The 21,882-nt window shown below is 56.6% G+C and carries 19 protein-coding genes and 3 pseudogenes; 11 read left to right on the forward strand and 11 right to left on the reverse strand.

Annotated elements, in window-relative coordinates; genetic code table 11:
• Window positions 1-31: 31 nt before the first annotated feature.
• On the reverse strand, window positions 32-388 hold the full coding sequence (locus DMP06_RS09625) for a winged helix-turn-helix transcriptional regulator (RefSeq protein ID WP_123209530.1): 357 nt from the start codon (window positions 386-388) through the stop codon (window positions 32-34).
• Window positions 389-675: 287 nt separating this feature from the next.
• Here DMP06_RS09625 and DMP06_RS09630 point away from each other — a divergent pair, with 287 nt between their 5' ends.
• The 3 genes from DMP06_RS09630 to mazG all read left to right on the forward strand — a co-directional run bounded on the left by DMP06_RS09630 (window position 676) and on the right by mazG (window position 2,312).
• Window positions 676-864, forward strand: a complete 189-nt coding sequence (locus DMP06_RS09630; protein WP_123209531.1) for a 4Fe-4S binding protein — start codon at window positions 676-678, stop codon at window positions 862-864.
• A gap of 73 nt (window positions 865-937) precedes the next feature.
• Window positions 938-1,126: an ATP-binding protein gene (locus DMP06_RS09635; protein ID WP_123209532.1), complete on the forward strand. Its 189-nt coding sequence runs from the start codon at window positions 938-940 to the stop codon at window positions 1,124-1,126.
• A 313-nt stretch (window positions 1,127-1,439) separates the two neighbouring features.
• A complete protein-coding gene (gene mazG, locus DMP06_RS09640; protein WP_123209533.1) occupies window positions 1,440-2,312 on the forward strand; it encodes a nucleoside triphosphate pyrophosphohydrolase in 873 nt (290 codons plus the stop codon).
• Window positions 2,313-2,320: 8 nt separating this feature from the next.
• Here the strand turns inward: mazG and DMP06_RS09645 are convergent, their stop codons facing one another.
• A complete protein-coding gene (locus tag DMP06_RS09645; RefSeq protein WP_123209534.1) occupies window positions 2,321-3,535 on the reverse strand; it encodes an ATP-binding protein in 1,215 nt (404 codons plus the stop codon).
• Between the two features lie 231 nt (window positions 3,536-3,766).
• Here DMP06_RS09645 and DMP06_RS09650 point away from each other — a divergent pair, with 231 nt between their 5' ends.
• The 4 genes from DMP06_RS09650 (at window position 3,767) to DMP06_RS11760 (ending at window position 9,664) form a co-directional block, all read left to right on the forward strand.
• Window positions 3,767-4,159 carry a (deoxy)nucleoside triphosphate pyrophosphohydrolase gene (locus DMP06_RS09650; protein ID WP_123209535.1) on the forward strand — a complete coding sequence of 131 codons (393 nt, stop codon included), beginning with the start codon at window positions 3,767-3,769 and terminating at the stop codon, window positions 4,157-4,159.
• A gap of 9 nt (window positions 4,160-4,168) precedes the next feature.
• On the forward strand, window positions 4,169-7,084 hold the full coding sequence (locus DMP06_RS09655; RefSeq protein WP_123209536.1) for a DEAD/DEAH box helicase: 2,916 nt from the start codon (window positions 4,169-4,171) through the stop codon (window positions 7,082-7,084).
• Between the two features lie 180 nt (window positions 7,085-7,264).
• The gene (locus tag DMP06_RS09660) at window positions 7,265-8,476 is read left to right on the forward strand and encodes a Fic family protein (protein WP_123209537.1); all 1,212 of its coding nucleotides are present in this window, start codon (window positions 7,265-7,267) and stop codon (window positions 8,474-8,476) included.
• A gap of 135 nt (window positions 8,477-8,611) precedes the next feature.
• A complete protein-coding gene (locus DMP06_RS11760; protein WP_245962472.1) occupies window positions 8,612-9,664 on the forward strand; it encodes a YaaA family protein in 1,053 nt (350 codons plus the stop codon).
• Here DMP06_RS11760 and DMP06_RS09675 read toward each other — a convergent pair.
• Window positions 9,661-10,392, reverse strand: coding sequence for a metallophosphoesterase (locus DMP06_RS09675; protein WP_161957889.1), 732 nt, complete (start codon window positions 10,390-10,392; stop codon window positions 9,661-9,663). The two genes, DMP06_RS11760 and DMP06_RS09675, sit on opposite strands and share 4 nt — an antisense overlap.
• Window positions 10,393-10,555: 163 nt before the next feature.
• Between DMP06_RS09675 and DMP06_RS09680 the strand changes: the two genes are divergently transcribed.
• Together DMP06_RS09680 and DMP06_RS09685 are read left to right on the forward strand one after the other, a co-directional pair.
• Window positions 10,556-11,077 carry a hypothetical protein gene (locus DMP06_RS09680; RefSeq protein ID WP_123209539.1) on the forward strand — a complete coding sequence of 174 codons (522 nt, stop codon included), beginning with the start codon at window positions 10,556-10,558 and terminating at the stop codon, window positions 11,075-11,077.
• A gap of 42 nt (window positions 11,078-11,119) precedes the next feature.
• Window positions 11,120-11,671: a hypothetical protein gene (locus tag DMP06_RS09685; protein WP_161957890.1), complete on the forward strand. Its 552-nt coding sequence runs from the start codon at window positions 11,120-11,122 to the stop codon at window positions 11,669-11,671.
• Between the two features lie 71 nt (window positions 11,672-11,742).
• Here DMP06_RS09685 and DMP06_RS09690 read toward each other — a convergent pair whose 3' ends face one another.
• Window positions 11,743-11,976 (reverse strand): hypothetical protein, encoded by a 234-nt coding sequence (locus DMP06_RS09690; protein WP_123209541.1) that lies wholly within the window; start codon window positions 11,974-11,976, stop codon window positions 11,743-11,745.
• An 877-nt stretch (window positions 11,977-12,853) separates the two neighbouring features.
• Here DMP06_RS09690 and htpG point away from each other — a divergent pair.
• Window positions 12,854-14,800 (forward strand): molecular chaperone HtpG, encoded by a 1,947-nt coding sequence (htpG, locus tag DMP06_RS09695; RefSeq protein WP_123209542.1) that lies wholly within the window; start codon window positions 12,854-12,856, stop codon window positions 14,798-14,800.
• Between the two features lie 437 nt (window positions 14,801-15,237).
• Here htpG and DMP06_RS11490 read toward each other — a convergent pair.
• From DMP06_RS11490 to DMP06_RS11900, 5 genes and pseudogenes are all read right to left on the reverse strand, one after another.
• Window positions 15,238-16,056 (reverse strand): annotated as a pseudogene (locus DMP06_RS11490) (IS3 family transposase); the annotation flags it as partial.
• A 19-nt stretch (window positions 16,057-16,075) separates the two neighbouring features.
• On the reverse strand, window positions 16,076-16,933 hold the full coding sequence (locus DMP06_RS09700) for an IS3 family transposase (protein ID WP_245962473.1): 858 nt from the start codon (window positions 16,931-16,933) through the stop codon (window positions 16,076-16,078).
• On the reverse strand, window positions 16,930-17,217 hold the full coding sequence (locus DMP06_RS11765; RefSeq protein ID WP_245962474.1) for a transposase: 288 nt from the start codon (window positions 17,215-17,217) through the stop codon (window positions 16,930-16,932). Before DMP06_RS11765 ends, DMP06_RS09700 begins: the two co-directional genes overlap by 4 nt.
• 23 nt (window positions 17,218-17,240) lie before the next feature.
• A complete protein-coding gene (locus tag DMP06_RS11895) occupies window positions 17,241-17,525 on the reverse strand; it encodes a DDE-type integrase/transposase/recombinase (protein WP_420820462.1) in 285 nt (94 codons plus the stop codon).
• Window positions 17,526-17,646: 121 nt separating this feature from the next.
• Window positions 17,647-17,835: pseudogene (locus DMP06_RS11900) on the reverse strand (transposase); the annotation flags it as partial.
• On the opposite strand from DMP06_RS11900, the gene DMP06_RS09710 reads away from it, so the two are divergent.
• On the forward strand, window positions 17,789-18,295 hold the full coding sequence (locus DMP06_RS09710; protein WP_123209544.1) for a transposase: 507 nt from the start codon (window positions 17,789-17,791) through the stop codon (window positions 18,293-18,295). The pseudogene DMP06_RS11900 and the gene DMP06_RS09710 overlap by 47 nt on opposite strands.
• Window positions 18,296-18,505: 210 nt before the next feature.
• Here the strand turns inward: DMP06_RS09710 and DMP06_RS09715 are convergent.
• A pseudogene (locus DMP06_RS09715) lies at window positions 18,506-19,992 on the reverse strand (IMP dehydrogenase).
• 216 nt (window positions 19,993-20,208) lie between these two features.
• A complete protein-coding gene (locus DMP06_RS09720; protein ID WP_161957896.1) occupies window positions 20,209-21,876 on the reverse strand; it encodes an FAD-binding protein in 1,668 nt (555 codons plus the stop codon).
• Between the last annotated feature and the right edge of the window lie 6 nt (window positions 21,877-21,882).

Genomic DNA, 21,882 nt, shown 5'->3' on the forward strand with positions numbered 1-21,882 from the left:
TCTTCCGAACGGCGCAAACGCGCATGAGACGCTACGATGCGCGACGCGCTTCTTCCTCTTCAGCGGCAAGCTCGGCCATGTGAGCCTCTCCCCAGGCGCGCATGGCTTCGATGACCGGCGCCATGCTTGCGCCGCGCTCGGTGAGCGTGTATTCGACGCGCGGCGGAACCTCGGCAAACACCTCGCGCATAAGCAGGCCGTCGTCCTCCATGGCGCGCAGATTCGATGTGAGCACCTTTTGCGAAATGGTTCCGATGGATTTCTTCAGCTCGCCAAAGCGCTTGGTGCCGGTGAGCAGGTCGCGCAGGATGAGAAACTTCCATTTGTCTGAAATGAGGGAGAGGGTTGCCTCAACGGGGCATGCGGTGCGGGATAGCTTGGTTGCCATGCGGCTTGCGTCCTTTCGCTCGTGCGGTGTTTGTAGTGTGGTTAAGCGAAACTTGATATTGAATTGCAATCAGGTTGCTAGTATCCCATAGAAACCTGATTACTTCAATCGAGAATTTAGCATTGTTCACAATCTGCCCGGTTCGGTACCAGTTCCAAGATTCTTCTTGCAAACGAGCGATTAAATGCTATCTTGCACGCATGTGATTTGAAGCGTGCTCGTTGCGATCGCGCTTCGCTCAGTGTCAGTGTCAATTTGTTTAACAAATTCGGAAGGAGAGTGCCGCTATGGCTCATCCCGTGCTTGAAACCGAGGAATGCATCGGCTGCGGTATTTGCGTCGAGTCTTGCGCCCAGGGCGTTCTTGACATCGTGGACGGCGTTGTTGAGGCTGTCGACGAGGACGCCTGCATCGCTTGCGGCGACTGCGTTGAGGCATGCCCCATGGGCTGCATCCCCGAGATCGCCGAGGACTAGTCTCGCGTGCTCGTTGCGATCGCGCTTCGCTCAGTATCAATTGATTTAACAAATTCGGAAGGAGAGCACCGCCATGGCTCATCCCGTGCTTGATTACGAGCTTTGCATCTGCTGCGGTATCTGCGTGGAAACTTGCACTCAGGGCGTGCTCGACATCGTTGGTGATGTTGCGGAAGTCGTTGACGAGGATGCTTGCATCGCTTGCGGCGATTGCGTCGAGGCCTGTCCCGCGGGCTGCATCACCGAGATTACCGAGGACTAGTCTCGCACGCTCTTGCGAACGCCCGGTCGCTCCTTGGCTTTAACCTGGGATTTCTTCCAGGTTTGCTCCAGGTTTACGCCCGGGTTTCGTTGAGGTTTGCATACGGCTTTGCATGCATGGCTGCCCCGTTCGGCGCGCGCCGGGCGGGGCAGCGGTTTTTTGGCGCATATGCGCTTCGTCTTTGACAGGTGCCGATGTGGTGGCTTTGTCTTTGCGGATGGCAGGCGCGGGGTTTGCCATTGACGGATGACCGGTGCGAGATTGCGTCTTTGGCGGGTAGGGCGCAAAAGCGAAGATATAAAGGAAGGTGCATATGGCCTCTCATCCCGATTTCGATGCTTTCGTCGCGACTATTGCGCGTTTGCGCGCGCCCGACGGATGCCCATGGGATCGCGAGCAGACGCATCAGAGCATCGCGCACAACATGATCGAGGAGGCGTATGAAGCGGTTGACGCCATAGAGACCGGCGATGCGAGGCATCTGCGCGAAGAGCTGGGAGATGTGCTTTTGCAGGTGGTGCTGCAGGCGCAGATTGCGGCAGATGCGGGCGAGTTCACCATTGACGATGTGTGTCGCGACATCAATGAGAAGATGGTGCGCCGGCATCCCCATGTATTTGGCGATGCAACGGCAGAAACGGCAAAGGATACGTCCGAGATTTGGGCTCGCGTGAAGATGGAAGAGCGCAAGGCGGCCCAGGCGGCTGCGGCGGCGCAAAATGCCGCGGAAGTGTCGGGAGATGCGGTTGGTGTTGCTGCGATCCCTGTTGGCGATGCTTCTGTTTTGGCCGGAAAGCCCGAAGGGCTGCTCGACGGTGTGCCCACGAGCTTTCCCGCGCTTATGCAGGCGCAAAAGATTTCGCGCAAAGTCGTGGCGGCAGGCTTTGAGTGGCCTGACGAAGAGGGCGTATGGGAAAAAGTGGCCGAAGAGGTCGAAGAATTCAAGAACGCGGCCCCCGAAGACGCCGAACTCGAATTTGGCGATGTGCTTTTCAGCGTGGTCAACGTTGCGCGGTGGCGTGGCATTGATGCGGAGAACGCCCTGCGCGCGACATGCGTGAAGTTTCGCCGTCGATGGGCGTTTATTGAAGGCGCAGCCTGGGCGCAAGGCAAGGATGCCGCCGATTTGACCGTCGAAGAGCAAGAGGCCCTTTGGCAAGAGGCCAAACGTCGGGAGAAGAAATAGCTGAACCCCTATGCCCCCTCTCGCCCCAAAAGCCAATCAATCAGGTTCACATGCCGGATGCCGTTGAAGTCGCCCGTGCCTATTCGGTCGAGAGTCAGAAGCGTTTTCGGATAGTTGTCCGACAAGCTTTGGAGTGAAGCAAGCTCGCGTGCAAGAGTGTTTTCATCGAGAACGCTAAGGGCAACTTGGTAATAGCATGTGCCCTGATCCCCCTCTGCAACAAAATCTATCTCCGCCTCTCCGGACCGGCCGACAAATACGTTGCGATTGCGGCGTAAAAGCTCCAAGTACACGACGTTTTCAACACGACGCCCCAGATCGCTTTGGTCGCGACCGAGCAGCAGGTGCCTGAACCCTAAATCGCCCAGATAGTACTTTCCGCCCTGCGTTAGGAGCGTTTTGCCCTTCGCGTCATAGGGCTTGGCTTCGAAAACGATATAGCTTTCTGATAGGGCATCGAGGTATTCGCCAACGGTCGTGGGGGATATTTTAGTGCCGTTTCGGGAGAGGCCGTTCGCGATGGTTTTAAGAGAGTAGCGGTTGCCGATGTTGTCGGCAAGGAACGCAGCCAGCGATCTGATCGCCATCATATTGAACCGAGGGTGACGCAGCGATACGTCTTTCACCAGGATGGTGCTGAGTACGCCATCGAGATAATCTGACACGTCCGATTCCGGCAGGGCTGCTGTGTAGGGCATTCCCCCAAAGACGAGGTAGCGGTTGAGCAGGTCCTCGTCGCTTAGCTCTCGAGGGAATGCCGACCGGTATTCCGCGAAGGAGAGCGGCAGCATGGTCAGCTCAACGTATCTGCCAGTGAGAAGCGTTGCCAGTTCGCTCGATAGCAGATCGGAGTTCGATCCCGTGATGTAAAGGTCAACGTCATCGCGTGCGAAGAGAGCATCTACGGCCTTCTCGAATTCGGGCACGCGTTGCACCTCGTCGATGAATACGTAATTCGTTTGCGCCTTGAGCTGCGATACCACGAGGTCGTACAGCTCCTTCGCGGTTTTCGGGGCGTCGAACGCCATCTTTTCGATGTCGAGCGAAATGATGGCATCCTTAGGCGTTCCGTCGCGCAGAAGCTCCTGTTGGGCGAGCGCGAGCACGGTGGATTTTCCGCATCGGCGAATTCCCGTGACCACTTTGATTACGTCACGATTGCGCCATCGACGAAGCCATTCCATCGCTTGCGGGCGTTCGATTAAATATGCAGACTTTGCCATGGTTGCTCCCCGTGACCAAAATCATCCAACTATTTGGATGATTTTAGCAACATGAGGAATTTCGTCCAGTTACTTGGATAAAATTTTGAAAATTCGATAATCATCCAGATATCTGGATAGCTACAAGAAGGTGAAGCCCGAGCGCTCCTGATGTGAGGAGACGAGCATCGGAGGGGATAAAACGGTATAGTGCGTTTGTGAGCCTGACGTTTAGAAATAAAGGGGAAAGCCGTGAAGAAAGTCGTGGATGTCGTTGCCGCCATTATCGTGCGCGATGGCAAGGTCCTTGCTACCGAAAGAGGCTACGGAGAGTTCAAAGGTGGTTGGGAATTTCCTGGTGGAAAGATCGAACAAGGAGAATGTCCTGAGGCGGCGTTGATAAGAGAGATCAAAGAGGAGCTTGATGCGGACATCTCCATTGATTCGCATCTAGTAGACGTCGAATACGACTACGAAACATTCCACTTGTCAATGCGTTGCTATATCTGTCACCTTGCAAATGATCATTTGCAGCTACTTGAGCATGAAGCTGCAAAATGGCTTGCGAGCGATGAGCTCGAGACGGTGGATTGGCTGCCTGCCGACATATCGGTGGTTGATGCATTGAAGGCCAGGATTCAATAGGGAGCAGAAATGTCGCAAGCTACAGCATCCTTGATAATGAAAGGCGCAACGAACGGCCTCATTGATTCGAGGATTGACTCGTACCCGGATTTCACTCCTCGACTTGTTGTTAATAATTTCGAGTCGAGGAGAAAAATCATTTCCGATATAGAGTACGAATTGGCGCACTGTAGCTCCTTTTCTTTTTGTGTCGCTTTCATCACCTTGGGAGGCATTGCGCCCCTGTTGCCTATCTTCAAGACCCTGGAAAGCCGCGGAGTTAAAGGCCGAATTCTCACGACGGATTATCTGTCGTTCAGCGAGCCAGAAGCGCTGAGAAAGCTTGGAAGCCTTTCGAACGTCGAGGTTCGTATGGCAGAAGAGCGGCGGTTTGGACATGGCTTTCACCCAAAGGGGTATATTTTTGGGCGCGAAGATGGAACCTACAGGGCTCTCGTGGGTAGCGCCAACATGACCGGTAAAGCTTTATCGGAAAACGAAGAATGGAATCTACACTTTGCGTTTGCCCAGAATGGGTCAATGGCAGAGTCTCTGCTTTGCGAATTTGAACGACTTTGGGCGAATTCCTCCGCTCTTTCGAGCGTCTTGGAAACATACGCCAAGATATACGAAGAGAAAAAGAAGACAGTACGCGCAGATCGTGTCATTTCCTTTGAAAACGTGAAGCTCGAGCCTAATGCCATGCAGGCTCGTTTCGTTGACAATCTTGATAGGATGATCGAAGCGGGCGAGGATAGGTTTCTGCTTGTATCTGCCACCGGAACCGGAAAAACTTTCGCATCTGCATTCGGTTTGCGCCACAGGAATCCCCGCAGGATACTGTTCCTTGCGCATCGGGAAACAATTTTGAAGCAGGCGGTACAAAGCTATCGTCGCGTTCTTGGCAACGTGTATACGTATGGCATTCTGTCGGGTAATGAGAAATGCCGTGAGGCGACGTGTCTTTTCGCGACCATGCAAACCATGTCGGAAGATAAGGAGATGAGGCTGTTCCAGAAGGACGCCTTTGACTTCATTGTCATCGACGAGGTTCATCGTGCCGGATCGGACAGCTACCAGAAGATCATGAATTATTTCCGGCCTCAATATTGGTTGGGCATGACGGCGAGCCCCGAGCGTCTCGATGGATTCAATATCTATGAATTGTTTGACAACAATCTTGTATACGAAATTAGGCTGCAGCAGGCGCTGGAAGAGAATCTGTTGTGTCCGTTCCATTACTACGGTATTACTGATTTTCAATACGAAGGCTCCGAGATCAGCGAGGAGACGCTTTTCAGCGATTTTCGTAAGCTCGTTTCTTCCGAACGAGTGAATTACATCATCGATCAGGCGGAATATTATGGGCACAGTGGCGATAGGCTGAGGGGTCTGGTATTTTGCAGTGCCATTAAAGAAGCGCGAGAGCTGTCGAGGCTGTTCAATGAACGCGGCTACAGGACATGTGCTCTTTCGGGCGATGACTCGCCGCAAAAACGTGAAGAAGCAATTGCACGATTAGAAGCGTCGGCAGATTTCGAGGATCGTCTCGACTACATTTTCACCGTCGACATCTTCAATGAGGGTGTCGATATTCCTGCGGTTAATCAGGTACTAATGCTTCGTCCTACACAGTCACCGGTCGTCTTTGTTCAGCAACTGGGAAGAGGCTTGCGCAAGTTCAACGAAAAAGATTTTGTCGTCGTGATCGACTTTATTGGCAACTACACGAATAACTATATGATTCCCATCGCTCTGTCAGGAGACAGGAGCTACAGCAAAGATGCCATCAGGAAATACGTCATGGAGGGGTCTCGCGTTATCTCTGGCTGTTCGAGCATCCATTTTGACGAGATCACCAAGGAGAGGATATTCAAGTCAATCGACGCTCAGAAAACGTCGCAAACGATGTTGAAGAAGAAGTATTTTGCCCTGAAAGACAAGTTGGGCAGAGTGCCGTCGATGGTTGACTTCGTCGATTTCGGAGAAGTTGACCCGCTTCTCTTTGTTGAAAAGAAAGGGTCGTACCGCAGATTTGCAAGCATAGTGGACAAGGACTATTCTCCGGATTTCTCCGCTGAGGAATGGATGGTCTTGGAATTCTTGTCGAGCATGGTTGCAAATGGCATGCGGCCTCATGAACTGCTGATGATAAGACAGCTGGTCGAAGAAAGGCAGTTCACTAAGTCAACCTTTTTGTCTGAGGTTGAAAGCTACAGGAAGATCGACGCCGACGACGGCTCGTATGAGTCTGCGCTCCGAGTGCTGAATACTGATTTTCTCAATTCGCCAGGAGATAAGAAAAGATATGCCACGTTACATATGATTGAGGCTGATGGGAGCGACGGTTCGATTCATGCGAGTTCTGATTTTGCGGAAATGACGGATGACGAGGAATTTCGTGCTGCACTTTTGGATATTGTAGAGTTCGGCCTGGCGCGTTGTAGGGAAAAGTACGGTAAAACTATCGACGATTTCGCGCTTTACGAGAAGTATTCTCGTAAAGACGTATGCCGTCTATTAAATTGGCCGCAGGATGATAGCTCGACCTTGTACGGATACAGGGTCAAATACGGCACCTGTCCGATATTTGTTACCTATAAAAAGTCTGAAGACATTTCGGCTACAATTCAGTATGCGGATCATTTCATTGATCAGGGTCTTTTCAATTGGATGTCACGCTCTCGTCTCAAGATCGAGTCAACCGAAATTCAAAAGATCATCGCTGGAAGAGACGGCAGCGTAAAGATGTATCTCTTCGTGAAAAAGAGCGATGACGAAGGGTCGGACTTTTATTTCATGGGCAAGGTTACGCCGCGCGACTGGACGCAGGAATACATTTTTGACGACGAGGGCGGCAAGGTGCCCGTTGTTAATTTTATTTTGGATGTGGATCCACCGGTTCGCGAAGATATCTATGAGTATTTCGAAGGCGCGATTGATTAATGGCGAATACGCTCAATGACAGGTTCAATTAGAGTTGCAATTGAGTCAGATATTTGACTCAATGGGTAATGCGCTAAGCAATTGAGTTAAAAATCAATATTATTTTAACTCAATATATTGAAAAGGGTATAATCTGCCTCTGAAAAAGCGATTGCCTTTTAAGCGAGATTGGAACTAGGCATGAGTTATAAAATGTTGTGCAAGGCTTTCCATGATCCGGCCATCGATGATGAGGAACTGTATAAAAGCAGATATGAATCGGAGTTCGCGATTAAGGTTGGCTGCGATGTTGCGGGTTCCCCGGCATTCTGTGTGCTTACTCCCGAGCTCAGTATGCTTCTAGTGCAGGCGGCAAAAATTGATAAGGACGTGTTTCGGCTTATTTGCAAGCTCCCCGATAAAGCGGTGGAAGACTACATGAACGCTTGCCTTATTGACGAAATCGTTCTTACAAATGAAATAGAGAACGAGCACTCTACGCGTCGAGAGATTGGCGAAGTGCTGGACAATCTTGCGAAGAATGGCAGGCGCCGTCGTTTCCATGGAATCGTTGCGAAGTACAACATGCTTCTAAAAGGCGAAGCTGTTGATTTAGGGTCATGCGCGGACGTCCGAAAACTGTATGACGATCTTGTACTTGATGAAGTACTGGAATCGGATAGAAACAAAATACCTGATGGAAAATGGTTTCGAAAAGAACCGGTCAGTGTGGTCGACGGGGCGGAACGTGAGATTCATAAAGGCGTTACACCCGAATCTAGGATAATCGAAATGATGGAGCGCCTTCTGGCATTCCTCAACCGAGAAGACCTCGACCTCTTAGTGCGCGTCGCAGTGTGTCACTTTTTGTTCGGATATATTCACCCATTCCATGATGGGAATGGGCGCACGAACAGATTCATCAGCAGCTATATGATTGCAAATGAGTATGAGCGTCTGGTGGGGCTGCGTTTGTCCTTTGCGATTAAAGAGGAGATAGAAAAGTATTACAAGGCGTTTGCGGTATGTGAGCACCCTCTGAATCGGGGAGATTTAACCCCGTTTGTGATTTCGTTTGCCGAGATTGTTGTGTCTGGGATGGCGCGTTTGAAGGAAACTCTGGCGGAACGCGAGGCGGATTTGTTGCGGTACGAAAACTTGGCGCGCTGTTTGTATGAAGGCGATATGCTTCGAGTGGTTAATATTTTGATTGCTGCAAGACTGTTCGCGGTGTATGGCGTGACGGCGGATGAATGCACGGAGGCTCTAGGAATAACACGCCAAACTCTCTATAAACGGACAAAGGCATTGCGCGATGAGGGGATACTTCAAATCAAAAAAGTTGGGCGCAAGACGTATTATTCGTGCGATCTGAGTACGCTTGAACAGCGTGCGAATGTCCAGGGTTCGTAATCGGGTCATTTTTCAGCTCGATAGATAAATATCGAGTTGATTGAGTTAAAAAAAGCAACATCTTACCCAATTGCAGAGCGCGTCTGACGAGGTATCGTTTCTGCTGTTTTTGATTCGGAAATTAGAAAGGTCTGCATGCTGTTCATAATCTCACCCGCTAAGAAGATGGTGGATGCATCCGATTCGTTTGCGTGGCGCGATCTGCCGCGATTTCTTTCGCAGGCGTGCGAGCTGTTGGAGGCGATGCGTGGCAAATCGTATGACGAGCTCAAATCGCTGTGGGCGTGCAGCGATGCACTGGCATCACTCAACTACGACCGCGTGCAGCGGATGGATCCATGCGACGATCGATTGCTCACCCCGGCTGCATTCTCCTACGAGGGCATTCAGTATCAGAACATGGCGCCGCACGTTATGACTGTCGAGCAATTGGAATACCTGCAGAACCACTTGCGTATACTCTCAGGCTTCTATGGCGTGTTGCGTCCGTTTGATGGTGTCACGCCGTATCGCTTGGAGATGCAGGCGAAGCTTGCGATGCCAAGCGGCGCGAACGGCGTGCCGGCACGCAATCTGTATGAATTCTGGGGTTCGTGCCTCTACGACGCCCTATGCGAAGATATTGCTGCGAGTGGGCGGGAGAGCGATTGCGCCATCGTTAACCTTGCGTCGGTCGAATATGCCAAGGCGGTCGAGCCGTATGCGAAGGCGACGTTGGCAGCGCATCCGGCAAGTGGATCAATCGAGAAGGCGCCCTTGGCAACGGGCACCCCTTTAAGCGTCGGCGCGGCAGGGGGCGAAGTCTTGAAACCTGAGGCGGGCCGGGGGAGTGCGGCCATGGCGGCCGCTCCGCGCTACGTCACGTGTCTGTTCGGCAGTATGAAGAGCGGCAAATTCACGCAGCGTTCCACTGAGGCCAAAGCGGCGCGCGGCACGTTTGTGCGTTGGTGCGCGGAGAATAATGTTAGGCATGTGTCTGATTTTCAGCATTTTGACATAGGCGGTTACCAATACAACGAGGCGCTTTCTTCTGAAGATACGTTTGTCTTCACGCATCAGGGGCGCCCTCTTAGGTGCCCGATGGGCGCGGCAATTGTGCGGCTGGGGAGCGTTTCCGGAGCGGCGCAGGAGGCATCCCCTCGGAAGGCAAGAAGCGGCGACTCAAGACGGCTGCGCCGCCCGATTTAAACGTACGCGCGCTCCATGGTGTCGAGGCAGAGGCAACCCAGGGGCCCGCCATGACCGCAGCCGCAATCGACGGCAATCATACCGTCGGTGATGATCATGCCGTCCTCGCCGATGCTTTCTCTATCAGGGCTTATGCCATACGTCTGACGAATCACCCTCGTGGGCGTATGCCCGAACACGACCGTCTTGTCGGGGTAGTAGCGCTTGCGAATATCGGGCCTCACCCATAGAAAATCATGCAGGCCATATTCTTCGAGCGCCTTTTCGGGCGCAAAGTTGTCAAGACCCGCATGCACGAGCAGGTACGACTTGCCGTTCACCTCGAACTCTTCGAACAAGCTCATGTCCAGTATGTAGGCGCGGATCTCCTCGCGATCGATTGCGTTCAGGGCGCTAAGCTCGTCAATCGTCGCCGCACCGCCGTTCATCATGTAATTGGCCAACATCGAGATTGTGTTGTCGTTTTGCTCGAGGTCGTCGACAAGCTCATCGGTCAGCTGGGCAAGCAGCGTTGGCAGCACGCTCATCAGCATGAACTCATGATTCCCCAAAAGATGCACCACGTTGGGGCGCTGCGCCATGTCGAGCAGCGTGCGCAACCCCTCAGGCCCGCGATCGATCGTGTCGCCCAGCACATATATCGTATCGGCCCAGGTGGGCTTAATGGTTTCGAGCAGTTTGCGCCACTTGTCGTATCGCCCGTGAATGTCGGAGACAACGTAGATCACGAATCCTCCTTGCGTCAGGCTTCCTGCGAGTTCTTTTGACGTGCGCATGCGAGCTATTTGACGAATCGGATTCTATCAGCAACAACAGCCATGCGGCATAATGGAAAACGCAATGCGATGTAAGCGCAATTGCCCTTTGGCACCTGTGGCAAGGAGGAACGCCGTGGATATCTCGCTCGTGGATGCGCTGGTGCGCAAGCAATGCCAGAACAAACTCTACAGGCTGTACGAGCCCAAGCCGGTGGGCAACATCATCCCCTTCAAAACCAGGGACACCTACCATGTGTTTATCGATTTGCCCAGGCTATCGCTTCAACTGGCGGTTTTCGTGCGCGATAATTCTGTGATGAGCTCGCTGTTCGTTAGCCCGCAAATCATTCGTCCCGAAACGCGCGACGCGTTCGTTCATCTTGCGAATGCGGCAAACTGTGCGGAGGTTACCTTCGGGCAGTTCGTGGTGGACGATAACGATCTGACGTATTTGACGTGGGTTCCCGACTGGATGATTGAAGAGCATCCCGAAGAAGCACGTCAGGCGCTGTTTTCTGACGGGGTGCGAAGGTATGAGCAGATGCAGGAACCCCTTCTGGGCTTGGCGGTCGGCTTGTGGTCTGCCGAGAAAGCGGTCCGCTACATCGAAACGTTGTATGACCAGGGGTACGTGAGGGATGACGAGTTCGAATAGAGGTTGTGAGCGGCGATGGCCTTCAGGGATGTTTTCGATGATTTGACTAGCGAAAATGAGCGGTTTTGCAAGCGGATGGCTGCTGCGCTGGGCGAAGAGGTGCGCCTGGGCGGGCTTGTGGGCGTGACGATTCCCGAGCGGCCGGTTCGCCAATGCAGCCACACGCGCACTGCCCTTCTTGGGCATATGCGATGGGTGACGCTTCGATTCGACAACCCCGTGGACGGTCGAGGCGATGGAAAGGCCGCAAACCAGGAAATGTTCATCTCGCCGGAGGCCTTCGAAATCGACGGGAAAACGGGGAACGTCCATGTGGTCCACGGCCTTGTTCAGCTGTCGGTTGGCGGGCTTTATGATTGCGATTTGCGTGGGGATGAATTCTTCCCACATCTGGAGATGCACTCCGGGGTGAACGACGAAATCAAGGCGTTCGCGGCAGATGAGTCGATGTGCGTTGAATTCAAGGGGTCTGTTGCCGAGCCCAAGCGTATCGTGCCCTGCCTAGAGAACGGTCCCGATGGCGAGCCGCGTTTGACGCCCGCATTTCGCGAGGCGCTGCAGCGCTTCATCGACCGATGGAGCGCGACGGCATAGGTCTCCAAGCGGTCTTTGTTCCGCGTTCGGTTCGCGATTATCCCCGCGCCGCAGGTCGTAGCGTGCGCAGTCTACTCGCCCAGCTCTTCACGTAGGAACTCCTTGAGATATGGTACGGCAAAAGCTACCTTTCTGCGTCCGGCGCTTTGGATGACGCCCGCATCGATGAGGTGCCGGCGATGCTTCTGGGCGTAATCGACGCTCATGCCCATGCGCTCGGCAACTTGCGAGCTCGCGCTTGCGCCCATGCGCTCGGTAATTTGCGAGGTCGAGCTCGCGTCGCCATGTACGCCTCCTTGCCTCATTGTTCCCCTTTTCCCATTCTTTCCTTTTCCCTATTTGTCAAATGGAGGGCAAACAAGGTGCGCTGGCTGGAAACGCGATTGGGGTGCGGCGGAGGCCGGCACATGCTCCGGGAGACATGTGCCCGGTAGAAAAATCGCGTTATGTGCGAAGAAAATGGGCCCTCGGTATAAAAACAGCGTTATATGTGTGTCGCATTTTGGTCGAAGAATCCCGCCGCGCATCTTTTTTGCACGGTCCCTTTATCGACGATAAAGAAATCCCAGGTCAGCGATGTTCACCAACGGCTCTTGCGTGAAGAGTGGCGCCCAAACCTGCCAATTTCGCATTGACCATCGTGCAAATAACGCGCTTTTTCTACTGAGTATGCCAAAAGTTAGCACATAACGCGATTTTTATACCGGGGCAGAGAGGCTGGAGCACGGCAGAGAGGCTGGGCACGGCAGGGATAAGGGAGCGCGGTAGAGATAAGGTATGGTGGAAAATAGAGAACGTGGGCGCTAAGCCTTGTGGTCCATGTCATTCTATAGCGATTTCTGTCGCAAGGTGGCCCCGCGTGATCTCGAATTCCTGGGGGCGCTGCCGTGGGAGCGTTTCACGCTCCGCAGGCCCTGTGTGGCCCTTGTCGCGCAATGCTGGATGGGCCGAACGCTCGTAGGCTCCGGCAACGAATCGTCAACATTGCATGGCGTCACGGGCGGGCGGGTTGACACCATCGCGCGTGTGACTACAATCACGTTTTAGCACTCGGAACCTTCGAGTGCTAATTTATGGAGCAAAGCAGGAAGATATGGGGTGGCGTCTCGCAATCGCCATCCGCGCTCAACCGCCCTGCATCCTTTCGGCACGCATTCACATAAGGAAAGAAGGCCCAAGCCCATGAAGAAGTTCAAGACAGAGAGCAAGAAGCTGCTCGACCTCATGATCAACTCGATTTACACCAATCGTGAGATCTTCCTGCGCGAGCTCATCTCCAACGCATCCGACGCTGTTGACAAGCTCTATTTCAAGAGTCTGACCGATTCCGATGTGAGCCTGGCCAAGGACGAGCTGGCCATCCACGTGTCCTTCGACAAGGATGCCCGCACCGTCACCGTGTCCGACTCCGGCATCGGCATGACCAAGGACGAGATGGACAAGAACCTGGGCACCATCGCGCATTCCGGTTCGCTCGAGTTCAAATCGGAGAACGTCGAGGCCCAGGGCGACGACGTGGACATCATCGGCCAGTTTGGCGTGGGCTTCTATTCCAGCTTCATGGTGGCCAAGGAGGTGCGCGTGGTGTCGCGCGCGTTCGGCTCCGACGAGGCGTGGGAGTGGAAGAGCGACGGTATCGAGGGCTACACCATCAGCGAGACGACCCGCGAGGGGCACGGCACTGACGTCATCCTCACGCTCAAAGACAACACCGATGAGGACGATTACGACGCCTACCTGTCCGAGTGGGGCCTGAAGAACCTCATCAAGAAGTACAGCAATTATGTGCGTTATCCCATCACCATGGAGTGCTCCAAGACGCGCCAGAAGCCCAAGCCCGAAGACGCCGGTGACGACTACAAACCCGAGTACGAGCACTACACCGAAACGGAAACCATCAACTCCATGGTGCCCATCTGGAAGCGCAGCAAGCAGGACGTGACTCAGGAAGAGTACAACGAGTTCTACAAATCCGACTTCCATGATTTCAGCGACCCGGCGCGCACGATCAAGGTGCATGCCGAAGGCGCGATGACCTATGACGCGCTGATGTTCATCCCCAGCCGCGCGCCGTTCGACCTGTATAGCAAGGATTACAAGAAGGGCCTGGCGCTCTACAGCTCCAACGTGCTCATCATGGAGAAGTGCGAGGAGCTTCTGCCCGACTACTTCAACTTCGTCCGCGGCGTGGTGGACAGCCAGGATCTACAGCTCAACATCTCCCGCGAGACCCTGCAGCACAACAGCCAGCTGCGCGCCATCGCCAAGAAGCTCGAGAAGAAGATCAAGGGCGAGCTCGCCAACATGCGCGACAACGACCGCGAGGCCTATGAGAAGTTCTTCGAGAACTTCGGCCGCGGCCTGAAGTACGGCATCTACATGAGCTACGGCATGAACAAGGGCGAGCTGGCCGACCTGCTGCTGTTCTACTCCGCCAAGGAGCAGAAGATGGTCACGCTCGACGAGTACGTGGACGCCATGCCCGAGGGCCAGGATTCCATCTTCTACGCCGCGGGCGATTCCGTCGAGCGCCTGGCGAAGATGCCGGTGGTCAAGGCCGTCATGAACAAGGGCTACGACGTGCTGCTGTGCACCCAGGATGTGGACGAGTTCTGCTTTCAGGCGATGATGGGCTACGGCAAGCCTGCCGCCGAGGGCGAGGAGTTCTCCGAGAAGCAGCTGAAGAACGTGGCTTCCGGCGATCTGGGCCTGGAGTCCGAGGACGAGAAGAAGGCTGCGGAAGAGGCTGCCAAGGAGAGCGAGGATTTGTTCGGAGCCATGAAGGAGGCGCTGGGCGAGCAGGTGACCAAGGTGAGCGTGTCCACGCGCCTCACGTCCGCCGACGACGCGCCCGCGTGCATCACCGCCGAGGGCCCGCTTTCGCTCGAGATGGAGAAGATCCTCTCCCAGATGCCCGACGCCGGCGACGACATCAAGAGCCAGCGCGTGCTGGAGATCAACGCCAAGCACCCCATCTTCGCGACCCTCAAGGCCGCGCAGGAGGCCGGCGACGCCGAGAAGGTGGCGAGCTACGCGGGGCTGCTCTACAACCAGGCGCTGCTCGTCGAGGGCATGCCGATCGAGGACCCCGTGGCGTTCGCCCAGCAGATCGCGAGCCTGATGAAGTAAGGTTTGCCGAGCTTGGCGGGATAGAAATTCGCCGAAATGAATCGCATGCGGCCCGCGGGCGGAGTGCCTGCGGGCCGTTTTGCATGCGCAGAAGGGGCTTTCGCGCTCCGCTCCGGCATCGTTGCGTTGTCGTGCGGGTTGCGTTGTTGTGAGGGTCGCGGTGCCGCGCGGGTTGCGTCCTCGGGCGCGATTCCGGTTCAAAAAAGGCGCCATTAGCATGTTTTAGGCATGCCCGGTTCAAAAAGGGCGCCATTAGCATGCCGAGGTGGCGGCATGGAGGATTGGTTGGAATCTGCGGGGCGACATAATGCCTGTTCAGGGAAGAGAGGAGCAAGGCGCTCCGGGTGAAAGAGCGCAAAGCGCCAGGATGTCCTGTGCTAATGGCGCCAAACTTGAACTGAACTGTTTCAACTTCCTGGACAGCGAACGGCCCGAAATCATGCCGCGGACGGCAGCGCCGCCTCGCGGGCGGCCATCGCGTCCATCCTCCGCATGAACGCCTCCATCTTGTCCGCCGGGCACGCGTAGCCGATTGAGGAGTGCGGGCGGCGGCGGTTGTAGTAGCCCTCGACGTAGCCGACCGACGCGGCCTTGGCCTCGTCGCGGGTGGCGAACTCCCCGAGATGGTACATCTCGTTCTTGAAGGTCCCGAAGAACGACTCGGCGACGGCGTTGTCGCGGCAGCTCCCGGTCCTGCCGACCGAGAGCCTCACGCCCCGCGAGCGCGCCCACTCCGCCATCGCCTTCGAGGTGTACTGGCTGCCGCGGTCGGAGTGGAAGACCGCCCCCTCGGCGACGTAGCCGCGCCGCCACGCGGCCTCGAGCGCCGCTATCGGCAGGCCGGCCGCCATCCTGTCCGAGAACGACAGCCCCACGACCATGCGGGTGCACAGGTCGATCACGACGGCCATGTAGAGCCATCCCTGCCCGGTCCTCAGGTACGTGATGTCGCCGACGAGCCAGCAGGTGGGCACGGGCCGGTCGAACCGGCGCCGGACCAGGTCCGGGCGGTCGGGGGCGAGCGGGTCGGGCACGGTGGTGCGCCTCGAGGCGCGGGGGTGGATCCCGCGTATCCCCAGCTCGCGCATGAGCTTCCTGACCCGGTAGAGGGTCGCCCCGGGGAAGCCCCCGACCCTGGAGAGGACCGTGCGGGCGCCCCACCTCCCCCCGGAGTCGAGCCACAGCCGCTCGACCTCGGCGCGCAGCGCGGCCCACGGGTCCGCGGGCGCCGCCGCGCCCCTCCCGCGGCGGGCGTAGTAGCTGGATTGGCAACACTTATTTGGACAGTTTTTCGAGGAACAGTCCCGCCTTCCTGAATTCGACGGGGCTCATGTAGCCCAGCTTTGAGTGGAGCCTGAAGTTGTTGTACCAGTGGATGTAGTCGGACAGCTTGGATTGCAGGTCGCGGAGGTCCGAGAAGCCCTCGCGGTAGACGAACTCCGCCTTGAGTATCCTGTTCGCCGACTCGCCGGCCGCGTTGTCGTAGGGGCAGCCCTTGGCGGAGAGCGACCGCTCGACGCCGAAGGCCTCCAGCATGAGGTCGATCTCGGCGTTGTCGAACTCGCTGCCGCGGTCGGTGTGGAACACCTCGATATCGGATACCGGGAACTCGAGGGTGGCGAAGGCGGCCTTCACGAGCCGCGCGTCCTTGCGCGCGCCGGCCGAGTGGCCGACTATCTCCCTGTTGTAGAGGTCGACAAGCAGGCGGACGTAGCACCAGGAGCCGGCGACGCGCACGTAGGTGAGGTCGCTGCAGACGTGCGTGCGCGGCGCGCGGCCGTTGAACTCGCGGGCGACCAGGTTCGGCAGCTCCGCCTCGTTCGGCTTGCCGGGATGGGCCTTGAAGCGCTTCTTCCCGTACGCGCTCGAAAGGCCGTTCTCCCTCATGATCCGCGATATCCGCCTGCGGCTCGCGACGACGCCGCGCCTTTCGAGCGATGCCTTGACCCTCCTCGCCCCGTACCTTCCCTTGCTCTCCGCATGGGCCGCCAGCACGTCGGGTGCGACGGGGTCGGGCTCCGGCGCCGGATCGGGCCGCGATCGGAGGCGGTGGTAGGTCGAGCGGGGCACGCCGAGGATCCTGCACTGCGCTGATACCGGGTAGCGGCCGGCGTTCGCCGCTATCGCCGTCACTTTCGTGCGAATATCGGCGCCGCTTGTTTTAGGACGTCGACCTCCATCCGCAGCCTTTTGTTCTCGCGCTCCAGCTCGATGATCCTGTTCTGCTCCGGCGTCCTGTTGTCAGCGGCGTGCGGCGATCCGGTGGCGTTTATCGATTTGATCCAGCGCCTCAGGGTCGAGTGGCCCAGATCGTACTCCCGCTCGATCTCGGACGGCGGCTTGCCAGCGTTGTACAGGTCGACGATCTGGCGCTTGAACTCGTCGGTGAAGCGCCGGGGGTGCTTCGGGTCGGCCATGCCCCCCCTCCTTCCGAAGGTCCTCATGAAACTGTCCCGTTAAGTGTAGCCAATCCAATCTCGTTCTTGAGCGTCGCGAAGAAGGACTCGGCGACCGCGTTGTCGCGGCGGCTGCCGGTCCGCCCCGCCGACAGCCTCACGTCGTTGGCGGACGCCCATTCCTCCAGGAGCCTGCTCGTGTACCGGGCGCCGCGGTCCGAACGGAATATCGCGCCGCCCGCCACGTAGCCTCGCGAGCGCGCCATGTCCAGCGCCGAGACCGCGATGTCGGCGGTCATGCGCCCGGAGAGCGACCATCCGACCACCATGCGCGCACAGGTCGATGACCGTCGCCAGGTGCAGCCATCCCCGGCCGGTCTCGAGGCAGGTGATGTCGCCGCACAGCACGGTCGTCGGGACCGGGGGCTCGGCGTCGTCGGCCTTCGGGTCGGGCTCGCCCCCGAGCTCGCGCCTGCGCTTCACGACCCAGTTGTTCACGGTCTTCGGGTTCAGCCCGAGCTCGCGGCAGCACTCCGTGATGGGCTTTCCCGACGAGATGACGTAGTCGGCGGTCTCGCGCCCGAACTCGTCGGTGTACTTGGTCGCTGGGTTCTGCCCCATATCGAACCTCTCTTTCATCGGACGTGCAGAAGTCTACAGGCTCTCCCTCGAGCCTGCGTGTCCGAAAAAAGAGTACAGATCAGAGGGCCTCACGGAGAGGCAGGTGCTCGACCTCGGGCGGATCGCCCGCGAGGACAAGCGGCTCTACCGGGCCTGCCTGCTCAAGGAGCGCCTGCGCGACGTGTTCAAGGCGACGGGCGCGGCCGCGGCGGCCGAGCTGCTCGACTCCTGGCTGCGCAGCGCGTCGCGAAGCCGGGCCAGGGAGATCAAGGAGCTGTCGAAGAAAGCGCGCAGACACCGCGACGCCATCGTCCGGGCGGTGGGGCTGGGCTTGAGCAACGCGCGGGCGGAGGCGGTGAGCAACAAGATCAAGCTGACGGTCCGCATGGGCTACGGGTTCCGGAACGTCGACAACCTCATCGCGCTCGTGATGTTGAGATGCTCGAACCTGCCAATCGAGCTTCCGGGGCGCCTATAGACCCACACAAACTGGCGAAGCCTCGTTTTTTTGCTGCAAACTTGGGGTATATCACCGTCCCAAGGGGGAGGGCGACCGCAGGGAGTTTCTTGGAAATATAGACACAACCAGCGGCTTTTCCGTGTCGCGTACCAACGTGAGTCATCTCTGGCCGAACACCGAGAATGCGACCTAGCGGCCGCATTCTCTTAAGCGACGGGAGCCAAGCACCTAGCGGGTATTGCTCGCGTAGGGGGCCTTGTCCTTCAGCAGCACGTCGTGGACGCCGCCCTCCGCAATAGAGGTGGCGCTTACCAGCGTGAGCTTCGCCTTGTCCTGGAAATCGGGAATGGTGAGCGTGCCGCAGTTGCACATGGTGCTCTTCAGTTTCAGCAGCGTAATGGCCATATTGTCTTTCAGGCTGCCGGCATAGGGCACGTAGGAATCGACGCTTTCTTCGAAGGACAGCGACTTCTTGCCGCCCAAATCGTAGCGGCCCCAGTACTCTTTCATGTAGGTGCCGTTCACTATCACCTTGGCCGACGGGTTCTCGTCGAAGCACGCGAAGTAGCGGCCGAGCATCACGAAGTCGGCACCCATGGCAAGGGCGAGCGAAATATGGTGGTCATAGACGATGCCGCCAACGGATCAGACGGGCGCATACACGCCCGTCTCACGGAAGCACTCGTCGCGAGCCTTGGCCACTTCAATGGTGGCCGTGGCCTGGCCGCGTCCGATGTCCTTGGTCTCGCGAGTGAAGCAGATGGAACCGCCCCCGATGCCAATTTTCACGAAGTCGGCGCCGCATCGGCCAGGAAGCGGAAGCCCTCGGCGTCAACCACGTTGCCCGCTCCAATTTTCACGGTATCGCCGTAATGCTCGCGCACCCATTCAATAGTCATCTTCTGCCAATCGGAATAGCCCTCGGAGCTGTCGATGCGCAGCGCATCGGCGCCTGCTTCCACCAGAGCCGGTATGCGATCGGCATAATCGCGGGAATTGATGCCCGCACCCACCATGTAGCGCTTGTGGGAGTCGAGCATCTCGTCGGGGTTGGATTTATGGGAGTCGTAGTCCTCGCGGAACACGAGGGCCACTAAACGGTCATCGGCATCCACCATGGGAAGGGAGTTCAGCTTGTGCTCCCAAATGATATCGTTTGCCTCTTTAAGCGTCGTGCCGTCGGAGGCGACCACCAGTTTCTCGCGGGGAGTCATAAAGTCGGCCACTACCTCGTCCATGCTCATGCGGGACAGGCGGTAGTCGCGCTCGGTAACAATGCCCAAGAGTTTGCCGTGGGCCGAGCCATCGGCCGTAACAGGCATGGTGGAATGTCCGCGCTTCTCCTTGAGGGCCACCACCTGCTCGAGGGTGTCGTCGGGGGAAAGGTTCGCATCTGATGTGACGAAACCGGCCTTGTAGTCCTTCACGCGGGCCACCATGGCGGCCTCATCTTCAATGGATTGGTTGCCGTAGATGAATGAGAGCCCGCCCTCAGTAGCCAGCGCCACGGCCATCTTGTCGCCAGAAACAGCGGCCATAATGGCGCTCACCATGGGCACCGACAAGGTGAGCGGGCACTCCTCCTTGCCCTTGCGGCACTTCACGAGCGGAGTTTTCAGACTGACAGCCGCCGGGACGCAGTCGGCCGGCGTGTGACCCGGAACCAGCAGGTACTCGTTGAATGTGCGGGACGGTTCATCGAAATAGTAGGCCACGGCGCGCTCCTTCTCTCAATTCAAACCCGACGGCGATAATTGCTCCTTATAAGGGGCAACGCGACGAAAAGAAGATCCTGATTCGCATTTTCGGCAACGACCATGCAAAGTCAGCCATCCGTGCCATTTCCGTGCCATTTCATAGCCAGGGCAAGACAAGGGGCCACGAGCATCGTCGCGGCCCCTTGCCTTGCTTACTGCGATATCTGCGGTGCGCTACGCAAGCCCTAAATCTTTGCAAGCTGCATTGGCAGCAACATAACCTGTCGTACAAGCTGCACCTTGGCCAGACCCTCCATGAAGCCCATAGGGGTAATCGTTATACTGCATAGAGCCGTTATCTATACCGCACACGAACAGTCCGGGAATCGGCTTGTCATCTGCATCCACCGCACGAGCTTCGTAATTTCCCCGAATACCACCGCAGGTGCTATAGGCACAAGCTTCCACCTGAACTGCATAGAACGGCCCGTTCTCAAGTACTGTCATTTGCGCGGGGTCTGCCCCAAATGCATCATGGGTATCGCCGCCTGTCGCGCAGGAATTCCAATCAGATACCGTTGACGCAAGGACTGTGGCGTCTACTCCAATCTGCCCAGCCAAGTCCTCAATGGTGTCCGCACTCCAAACAAAGTCACTGTTCTCGACGGCAGAGCGCAATTCTCCGCTGCCGACGCCCATAAAAGCAACGAAATTATTCAGGTTCTCTTCACCTTCGTAGGCCTTCACATGGTCCTCGTTAAAGAGGGTGAATACTTTGGGCTGCGAGGCAATGGCGACATTCAAGCGCGCCGTATCAGCATCTTCGCCCAAGGTCTCATTGTAGAACCTCTCTCCATTCTGATTGACCATGGGCAGAAACTTACCGAGCTCAAGCGGATAACGGTATGAAGGGGGCCATTGGGTGAAGATTGAGAGCATACTGCTCCAGCTTTCGCCGCAAGCCTTCGAAAGACCGTACATAACCGAGGAAGGTGCCTGCGGAGCAGCTCCCGCCTCCAGGGCCATGTTGATACCGTCGCCATCCTGGCCATCGAATCCCAGAAATACAACACGCTCACTGGGGACACGAAGACGTTCGGCACACATTTCGGGATTCTTGCCGAATCCGCCAGTAGCTAATATAGTCGCTTTGGCGTTGATGCGAATAATGTCGTCGCCCGATTGTGCATACACGCCTTTTACTACGCCGTCCTCAACGATAACGTTGACGGCGGGTGTCTCAAGGCGGAAGTCCAAGTTTTCCAATGTATCGCCAAAGGCCCATAAGGGCTTGAGCATACCCTCTCCGTTGTTGACCCAATTGCCGTCCTCATCAAAACAGCTATGCAAAGCCCCATAGCCGCTCGTGGCCATCATGGCGCCATGCTCGATTGCCCAATCAATAGCCTGTCCCGAATTGTCTAAAAAGCTCCATACGCCGGGACCATAGGCACCCCAATTGTGCCATTTCATGTAGGTTACGAACTCCTCTTGCGGTTCGAAGACGACTCCAGCTTCAACTTGCTCTTTGGTGTTGTAGGCAAGCGTCCCTTCCGTTACCGTAGATGTGCCGCCTTTTAAATTCGTTTTCTCAAGCCATATTACGCGCGCTCCTAGCTCAGCAGAGCGGATAGCGGCATAGGTGCCTGCGGAGCCCGACCCGCAGACGACAACATCGCATTCTTCAGTTCGGGCAACATCGCTCTCGTCAACCGCCAAGAGTCTGGAAGACCCCTTGCTTGCTTCACTCGATATGCCCTCCTCACTACTGGTTGCACTCAAATTATGAGATGCGCTTCCTGTTGAATTCGGCGAGCAGCCCGATAATCCAGCTAGCGCCACGGCTGAACCTAGAACGCCGCTTCCAACCAAGAAATCGCGGCGACTCACTGTTTTCGTCATTGTGCA

Source organism: Slackia equolifaciens (assembly GCF_003725995.1).
Classification (GTDB): Bacteria; Actinomycetota; Coriobacteriia; order Coriobacteriales; family Eggerthellaceae; genus Slackia; species Slackia equolifaciens.